At 48.0% G+C, this 8230-nt stretch carries 9 protein-coding genes; 7 read left to right on the top strand and 2 right to left on the bottom strand.

Annotated features, from left to right (window positions below; translation table 11 throughout):
• The first annotated feature begins 155 nt into the window (after positions 1–155).
• The 4 genes from nagA (at position 156) to ACKI5J_RS06065 (ending at position 4959) form a co-directional block, all read left to right on the top strand.
• Positions 156–1259: an N-acetylglucosamine-6-phosphate deacetylase gene (gene nagA / locus ACKI5J_RS06080; protein WP_407427559.1), complete on the top strand. Its 1104-nt coding sequence runs from the start codon at positions 156–158 to the stop codon at positions 1257–1259.
• Positions 1260–1283: 24 nt separating this feature from the next.
• Positions 1284–3191 (top strand): beta-N-acetylhexosaminidase, encoded by a 1908-nt coding sequence (locus ACKI5J_RS06075; protein ID WP_407427557.1) that lies wholly within the window; start codon positions 1284–1286, stop codon positions 3189–3191.
• A gap of 89 nt (positions 3192–3280) precedes the next feature.
• Positions 3281–4585, top strand: a complete 1305-nt coding sequence (locus tag ACKI5J_RS06070) for a sulfite exporter TauE/SafE family protein (RefSeq protein WP_407427555.1) — start codon at positions 3281–3283, stop codon at positions 4583–4585.
• A 47-nt stretch (positions 4586–4632) separates the two neighbouring features.
• Positions 4633–4959 (top strand): diacylglycerol kinase family protein, encoded by a 327-nt coding sequence (locus ACKI5J_RS06065; protein WP_407427553.1) that lies wholly within the window; start codon positions 4633–4635, stop codon positions 4957–4959.
• Here the strand turns inward: ACKI5J_RS06065 and ACKI5J_RS06060 are convergent.
• Positions 4942–5595, bottom strand: coding sequence for a DUF6266 family protein (locus ACKI5J_RS06060; protein WP_407427551.1), 654 nt, complete (start codon positions 5593–5595; stop codon positions 4942–4944). The two genes, ACKI5J_RS06065 and ACKI5J_RS06060, sit on opposite strands and share 18 nt — an antisense overlap.
• Positions 5596–5622: 27 nt before the next feature.
• Complete coding sequence (locus tag ACKI5J_RS06055) at positions 5623–6462, bottom strand: hypothetical protein (RefSeq protein ID WP_407427549.1); 840 nt, start codon at positions 6460–6462, stop codon at positions 5623–5625.
• A 385-nt stretch (positions 6463–6847) separates the two neighbouring features.
• Between ACKI5J_RS06055 and ACKI5J_RS06050 the strand changes: the two genes are divergently transcribed.
• From ACKI5J_RS06050 to ACKI5J_RS06040, 3 genes are all read left to right on the top strand, one after another.
• Positions 6848–7417 carry a Crp/Fnr family transcriptional regulator gene (locus ACKI5J_RS06050; protein ID WP_407427547.1) on the top strand — a complete coding sequence of 190 codons (570 nt, stop codon included), beginning with the start codon at positions 6848–6850 and terminating at the stop codon, positions 7415–7417.
• A gap of 61 nt (positions 7418–7478) precedes the next feature.
• On the top strand, positions 7479–8003 hold the full coding sequence (locus tag ACKI5J_RS06045) for a GlcG/HbpS family heme-binding protein (protein WP_407427545.1): 525 nt from the start codon (positions 7479–7481) through the stop codon (positions 8001–8003).
• 12 nt (positions 8004–8015) lie between these two features.
• On the top strand, positions 8016–8230 hold a 215-nt coding region (locus tag ACKI5J_RS06040), incomplete at its 3' end, for a hydroxyisourate hydrolase (protein WP_407427543.1).

Genomic DNA, 8230 nt, shown 5'->3' with positions numbered 1-8230 from the left:
ATCCCCATTAACAACCTTCTGGAATAACGGTATGACACAGAACCCGAAAACTATTCGTTGCTCCCTCTGGATCAAATCTTTCTTATTTTCGTTGTTAACCATACAAATAGCCGCCCTCTTAGAGAAGAGAAGGATTCACTTAAAATGATAAAAAGATGGTAGTATTAAGTAACGGACAAATATATACAGGCGAAAGGCTCTTAAAGGATAAATCCATTTTGATAAAAGATGGTGTTATCAATGGACTAATCGATACCACCCATATTCCACAGCAGGCAGAGATTATTGACTGTCGGGGAGCCATGATCAGCCCGGGCCTTCTCGATCTGCAGATCTACGGAGGAGGCGGGTACCTGTTTTCAGCCAACCCGACAGCGGAGTCACTGCACGCGATAGCCGACGCGCTTGTGGCCCAGGGAACTACCGGCTTTCTGATCACCCTGGCTACAAACTCCATGGAGGTATTCATGGAAGCGATCCGGGCTGTGAGAGATAATCCGCATCCCGCAGTACTGGGACTCCACCTGGAAGGCCCGTATATCAACCCACAGAAACGGGGCGCACATATCGAAGAATATGTAAAAGCTCCTGAGAGAAAAGAGGTGGAAAAGCTCCTCCAGGAGGCTGAAGGAGTCGTCAAAATGATGACACTCGCCCCGGAAGTGACGGATCCAGAAATCATCCGCCTGCTGACCGATAACCACGTTATTGTTTCAGCAGGGCACAGCGCTGCAACCTTCGGGCAGGCAAAGGCTGGCTTTGATCAGGGAATTACCTGTACAACCCATCTCTATAATGCGATGTCGCCCCTGCATCACCGGGATACCGGTTTGCCCGGGGCCACCTTTCAATCCGATAACGTAAGGGCTAGCATAGTAGCGGACGGCGTTCATGTCGACTTTAATGCGATTTCCATTGCAAAGAAGATCATGAAAGAACGCTTGCTTCTCATCACCGATGCGATAGAAGAGTCATTAGAAGGTCCATATATCCACATCAGGAAGGCAGATCGTTTTACCCTTCCCGACGGAACATTATCCGGATCTTGTCTTACGCTTCTGCAGGCAGTGGAAAACATGGTGAAACACGTAGAAGTTCCTCTCGAAGAAGCACTTCGAATGGCCAGCCTGTATCCAGCGCAGATCCTCAAAAGACCTGACCTGGGCTCTATAGCAGTAGGCTCAAAGGCGGACCTGCTGGTTTTCAACAAAGACTTTGAAGTACAACAAGTTTGGTTAAGCGGGACCAGGCACTATTAACAACAGATACACACCCCAATAAATATGAAGAGAAAATTGATCATTGCACTACTATGTTGCGCCTTCACGGCCTCAGCTCAGCAGCGGGCGAGAGAGATAGCCATCATCCCCGAACCGGTAGAGATCGTCAGGCAAAGCGGTACATTCACCCTTCCCGGCCATGTAAGCATCCGGATAGGGACGAGCCCAGGCTTGCAGCATGTAGCCGACTTCCTCAAAGAACGGCTGAGCGTCCCTACCGGATCACAGATAACCGTCAGTCCGCAGAACCCGTCAGCGACTATCTACTTCCAGATTAACAAAGAGCCCGATACACTGATCGGGGATGAAGGCTATCGCCTTGACGTAGGCCCTAAACAGATCATGATTAAGGCCAACAAAGCCGCAGGGCTGTTTTATGCCTCGCAAACGCTCATCCAGCTTCTTCCCAAGGAGATCGAAAGTGCGACGGAAGTACGAAAAGCCGATTGGCAGATCCCTTGTATGGAAGTGACCGACTACCCTCGCTTCGGATGGAGAGGGCTCATGTTCGACGTGTCGCGCCATTTCTTTACCAAAGAAGAAGTAAAACGCTACATCGACAATATGGTGCGCTATAAATACAACCTGCTGCACCTGCACCTGTCTGACGACGAAGGCTGGAGAATCCAGATCAAGAGCCTTCCCAAGCTGACTGAAGTAGGAGCATGGAGCGTGAAGAAAGTCGGATACTTCGGGAAGTTCAGTCCTCCCACAGCCGACGAACCCCGTAATTACGGGGGCTTTTACACCCAGGAAGACATCAGGGAGCTGGTAGAATACGCTAAAGCCCGCTTCGTGGACATTATGCCTGAGATTGATGTACCCGGACATAGCTTAGCCGCAATTGCCTCGTATCCTGAGTTATCGTGTACCCCGGAAGCCAAGAATTATGTAGTACGCTCAGGAGAACAGATTATGGACTGGTCACGCGGAGCACCCCCGATCGCCCTGGTCGACAATGCGTTATGCCCGGCAAACGAAAAGGTCTATGAATTCGTCGATAAAGTCGTTACCGAGCTGGCAGAACTCTTCCCGTTCGAATATATCCATATGGGAGGCGATGAAGCAGCCCACAACTTCTGGGCTAAAAACCCGCAGGTCAAGGCCCTGATGCTACGCGAAAACCTGAAAACCATGGAACAAGTGCAGGGATACTTTACCAAGAGAGTAGAAAAGATCGTTGCGTCAAAAGGCAAGAAATTCATTGGGTGGGACGAAATTGTTGCAGGCGGAGTTCCTTCAAGCGCTGCGGTAATGAGTTGGAGAGGAGTGAAGAATGGAATAGATGCGGCTAAGGCCGGTCACGAAGTAGTGATGACGCCTATGCAGAACGCTTATATTGACCTGATGCAGGGCGACCCGGCCATAGAGCCCAGAAACTACGCATCCGTCAGACTCAGTCAGTCCTACCAGATGGAAGTTCTTCCCGACGGAGTGGACCCTAAGCTGATCAAAGGAGGGCAAGGCAACCTGTGGACCGAGCAGATCTACAACATGCGGCAGGCCGAATACATGACCTGGCCACGGGGCTGGGCAATTTCCGAAGCACTGTGGTCGCCAACTAAAAAAAGAAACTGGAACGATTTCATCGGGCGCGTAGAAAAGCAGTTTGAACGGATGGACATCGCCGAAGTAAAATACGCACCCAGCATGTATGATCCCATAGTTAGCGTAAGCCGCGATAAAAACAGACAGCTGGTAGTAAGCCTCACACCCGAAATTGAAGGACTGGATATTTACACCAGCTTTGACAACTCCTTTCCCGATCATTTTTATCCAAAATATGTCGCGCCGCTTGTCGTTCCAAAAGACGCATCAAACATGCGGGTCATTACATACAGAGGTAAAAAGCCTGTTGGAAGAATGGTGACGATCACCGTTTCTGACCTCGAAAGTAGGGTAAAGAAATAAATAAAAATTCAATCTATCATTATGGTAGAATTTATATACTTTTGTAAAGAGGGCATGCGTCCCTCTTTTTTTTGACTAAAATTTACCAGATGCAGCAAGTTTCGGAGATATCAAAGCTCAGTGGTGTAGAAAACAAGAGTTTTGAGATCTTAGCAGTTGGGGAGAGCTCTGAAGTTTCGAAAGCGATCTCTGCCTTAGCCTATAAAAACAAAGACATCATCGTCGACCTGTTGAAGGTAGAAGGCGAAGGATCTGCGTGGGATGCTGAGAACCTGGCTCCGGAAATCCGCACCTTCCACACCGGCTATAGTGATGATCTGGTCACCTATTACGACCTCATCGTATTGCAGCATGGAGATACTGCGCTGATCAGAACCATCCTCAAAGACGCAGCCGACGCAGGCGTAATGGTATCGACGCTTAATGCACCCGCTCTTTCAGATACCCCGGCCGAGGTAAATACACATCAAAAAGAGGCAGTTGCCGCTCGTAACAGAGAAGAAAATTATTGGCGGAAAATCGCCAACAGATGCCTTTTTGCATTGGCGTTCATTCTGCTTGGCCATGTCGTTTCCTCCTATTATCCGCTGCACAATTTTGCGGGCGACTTCAGGATATTTGTTCAGAACCTCGATCTGGATGCGGCCTTTGGCTGGATGGTCCTTGCCGGATTTGTAGCACAGATGGTCGACGGAGCGTTGGGAATGGGCTACGGTGTAATATCCACCACCGTATTGCTTTCAACCGGACTTAACCCCGCCGCTATCAGCGGAAGTATACATACCGCAGAAATGTTTTCAAGCGGCGCGTCAGGTTACAGTCACTACCGCTTCGGTAATATCAATAAGAAACTTTTCAAGACCCTGGTTTTTCCAGGTGTTTTAGGCGCCGTGATAGGAGCCACCTTACTTGCCTATCTGGGCGAGGAGTATGGGGACTGGTTACGCCCGGTTTTATCGGTTTACACCCTTTTACTTGGTTTGCGCATTCTGGTAAACGCTTTTAAGAAGCGCAGGGAATCACAAAAGGTTAAAAATGCCGGCTGGTTAGCAGGCGCAGGTGGTTTTCTGGATTCATTCGGTGGAGGAGGCTGGGGGCCACTGGTTACCAGTACCCTGATATCCAAAGGAAAGACCCCCCGCTATATTATCGGAACGGTCAGCCTGACCGAGTTTTTCGTTACATTCGGAAGTGCGCTTACCTTCTTTGTTATCTTGGGAACCAGCCATATTGAAACCATAGCAGGCCTTATAGTTGGGGGATTATTAGCAGCGCCTCTCGCAGCGAGATTAGCCGGGAAGTTAAAAACCAAGACCATGCTGATCAGTGTAGGTGTGTTGGTTATCATTTCCAGCGTACGTACTTTGTGGAAAACCATTAGCGCCCTGTACTAGTGATGGGCCGGTATTGGTTGGCCCGGTATCAAAGTTTACGCTATGCAGTGGCGGGGATCCGATCATTTTTCAAAAAGGAAGTTCACGGCCCTCTTCACCTCATCCTGGCGCTTATAGCCATTGCGATCTCCCTGTTATGTGGGTTGGATCCTTTAGAGTGGCTTTTCATTTTGCTTTCCCTTACCCTGGTGTTTGTTACTGAGATGTTCAATACCTGCGTCGAGCGGATCATGGACTATATCAATAAAGACTACGATCCGCGGATCAAAATCATAAAGGATATAGCCGCGGGAGCCGTTCTGGTAGCCGCAATATTTGCCATTATCGTTGCCTCGGTAATCTTGTTACCGAAACTCTCAAACTTCTTCTTCTGATTCTGCTTTGCAGGGGACCTTCATATAAAATGTCGGTGAGCTAACCCCTTTGGGAGATGTAAAGAAGATATACGCATGACAGATATCCTCGTCCTCCATGATGGGCGACATGATCGCCGCCTCTCCATCCCTGCGCAGATACTGTCCGACCAGGACCAGCGCGGTCCAGCTTTTTGGGCAGAAGATCACGATGGTTACCTCGTCTTCGGCACAGGTACTGAAAGAGCGTACAGCCGGATTCCAGTCTATACGTATCGTATCGGAATTTATCCGGGTCACCTTGGCGTTTGAGGGTTTGGGTAGTGCCCCGTCGCTGATCTTGATACGATGAAACATAATTCCTCCGCAGCCCGGGTGAAGCGCGTGGCGGGAATTATAACTAACGGCGTCGTTTATTGCATTTGTTCTCGTTTTCTTTTGTTTGTCCCAGCCTTTGTTGAGGGCATCCTGAACCTGATAGAGGAATGTCGTGATATGGGGAAACCGTTGTCTCTGGATGATTTGGGCTTCTGAAGGTTTATGTTTTTTGACGATTGTCAACCCCTTTATGTAGTCAACACTTCCGCAGTTGCTACCTACTACACTACCCACCTTGCCACTGAATGGACCATTGGGTCCGCCTTTTAAAATTGCCATTGTTTATATTTCTTGGTTTAGATTAGTTTACCATGTCCAACGCGGATCCATATTTCTCAGCATTTCATTACCTCTGTACCCTTCAGACGGGAGGTAGTTGTCCTGCCATCCTGTGGCTGCCTGCCCGGGATCAGGTGGTATGTGATATGCAGCAACCAATTCGGTAGGAGAAAATTGTCTGATATTCAGGATTTTTCTTTCTGTAGCCGTGCTTTGAATGTGATATTGGAGCGACATACAAACCAGTACAACTGCCCCTGCAGGCAGGTATTCATCAAAGTCCCAGTCAAAGCCTTCGAAGTACGGCTGGGTGATTGCCGTTTCCCTGGACGCCAGCTGTATGTAAAATTCCCTGCGGAAGTCGAAGGCGTATGGTGCTATCGTGAGGGTGCAGCCGACATAGAAGCCGGTTTTAGGATACAGGAGATCTTTTTTAGGGCTGAAGCCCGGGAGGGTGATGTTAAGCGTGAAGTTGTGCCTAAGGGTTACCTGGGGGCGAGGCTTCAGCAGTCTGTTTAAGGGGGCATGCGCATTGAACTGAAGGCCTGCCAGGGGGGCCAGTTCCGCGTCGTGAAGGTCACGCCGTCCCGCTTCAGCAAAAGGGCTGAAAAGGAGAGCGAAGCGGACAGCCGTATTCAATCTGTTAACCAGGCCTCCATCCAAGCCCAGGTAATACATACCCAGCGGGAACCGGATGGCCCTGGCAGTATTGCTGGCAAGGCCGAATTCAAAGGCGGTAGATTTTGATTCATCGGTTTGTTTTCGCGCTGAAGGTGCCTGGGAAACAACGGGTTTGTCGTTAACCCGGCGGAAAATGCTGTCGCCTTTTTTGCCGCGGAGAAATCCGTCCTTATCTAAAATAGCCATGATAAGATTAGGTTTGGTTACTTGGGTATAAAACACAATTTTTTAGGAAAAAGTTATGACCATGCGGTGTTTTTTCAAAGTTAACTGAAGGAGCGTAGGAGAGCAGGTTGAGGGCACGTTGCCGGCAGATTGGAGGCAGGTTGTGGGCAGGTTGAGGGCAGGTTGTGGGTGTAGCCGGGGAGAAACCACATTGTAGCCACGGTGTAGCCACGTTTTTGCTTAAAAAGGTGGCTACACCGTGGCTACAATGTGGCTGTGGTGCGGCTAAGGGGACAAGCTGGTCAGGAGCTGGTCAGAGGCAGACCTTAGGCTTCCTAAGAGATGTAGGGGCGTCAGCGCTTTTTTCTTTACATTTATCTGCATTTGAATTTCGCTGTTGAAAAGTATGTATTTGCTACTTAGGAAGTTTCTGGAAAGTAAGATGGAGATCGACAGCCGAACACTTGACGAGGTCTGTTCGTATTTCCTGCCTGTCAAAACAAAGAGAAATGAAATTCTCCTGCATTATAATCAGGTTTCTAAGCACTACTATTTTATCAATAAAGGCTCCATACGTTTATTTACCAGTACGGAAGAGGGACTTGAAATTTCCAGATACTTTGCGTTTGAAGGGAGCTTTGTCACAGCCTTACCCAGTTTTATCGATCAGCAACCCGCCGAAGAATTCTTGCAGACGATTGAAAGGTCGGAGCTGCTTCGCATTAGACGAGCAGATTTTTATCTCCTCGTTAATACCTTGCCAGGATTTACTAAAATTTATACCGAAATATTAGAGCTCGGATTTATAGTGGCACAGAAGCGAATTTATGGTTTTCAGGGCTTTGACGCCATGCAAAAGGTGAGATGGCTGATCAAAAACCAACCTCAGATATTGGTCAGGGTATCTAATAAGCTGGCAGCGTCTTACCTGGGTATCTCTCCATCTACTCTAAGCAGAATAAAAGCGAAACTGTAAAACGTTGACATAGGACAAGAATTGTGATGCGGAGCGCGAGTAGCTTTGTATAAAATCTATTATGAAAATTCTGCTCACGCTATTATTATCATCAGCCGTGTGTTTTGGACAACAGCGCTCTGAGAAGCCGTTAAATCCGAATACCACCGACACCTATATTAAGACGTCGGACAACTTAACATTGAAGGCCGCATTCGAAATAGCCGCACGCGCTACTCAATCTGCATCCTCATTCGATAGGAACGTTTCTATTGCCGTTCTGGATGCTTCAGGAACAACGCTCCTGTTAATTAAAGGCGACGGTGTTGGTCCGCATAATACAGAAGCGGCCAGGAGAAAAGCATTTACTGCCTTGTCGACTAAAACGCCCACACTTGTATTGCTACGAAACGCAGAATCAAACGTTGATACAAAAAACCTAAACAGTTTACCCGAGTTGTTACTGTTAAGCGGCGGAGTGCCTCTTTGGTACAAAGGGAATGTAATAGGGAGTATTGGTGTGGCTGGTGGTGGCAGTCCGGAAAATGATGATCTTATCGCGAAAGCCGCCAGTCTAACTGAACTGGGTATTACTTCAATAAAATAATCTAAAAAACCGATGAAAAAATTAATGTTTACAACTATTCTGGCCATGTTCTCTCTGATGACATTCGCCCAGAATAACCATTATCAGCTATCTAGTCATATACTGGACGTTTCGAAGGGTTCTCCTGCAAGTGGAGTGAAAATCAAATTGGAACTATTCGATAAGCAGCAAGACAAGTGGTCTTTTGTGGATGAAAAAATTACCGACAAGAATGGCAGAATTGGGAA

The sequence above is a fragment of the Arcticibacter sp. genome (assembly GCF_045629565.1).
Lineage (GTDB): Bacteria > Bacteroidota > Bacteroidia > Sphingobacteriales > Sphingobacteriaceae > Arcticibacter.
Note: the sequence above shows the minus strand (reverse complement) of the source record. Positions and strands in the feature narration are given on the sequence as shown.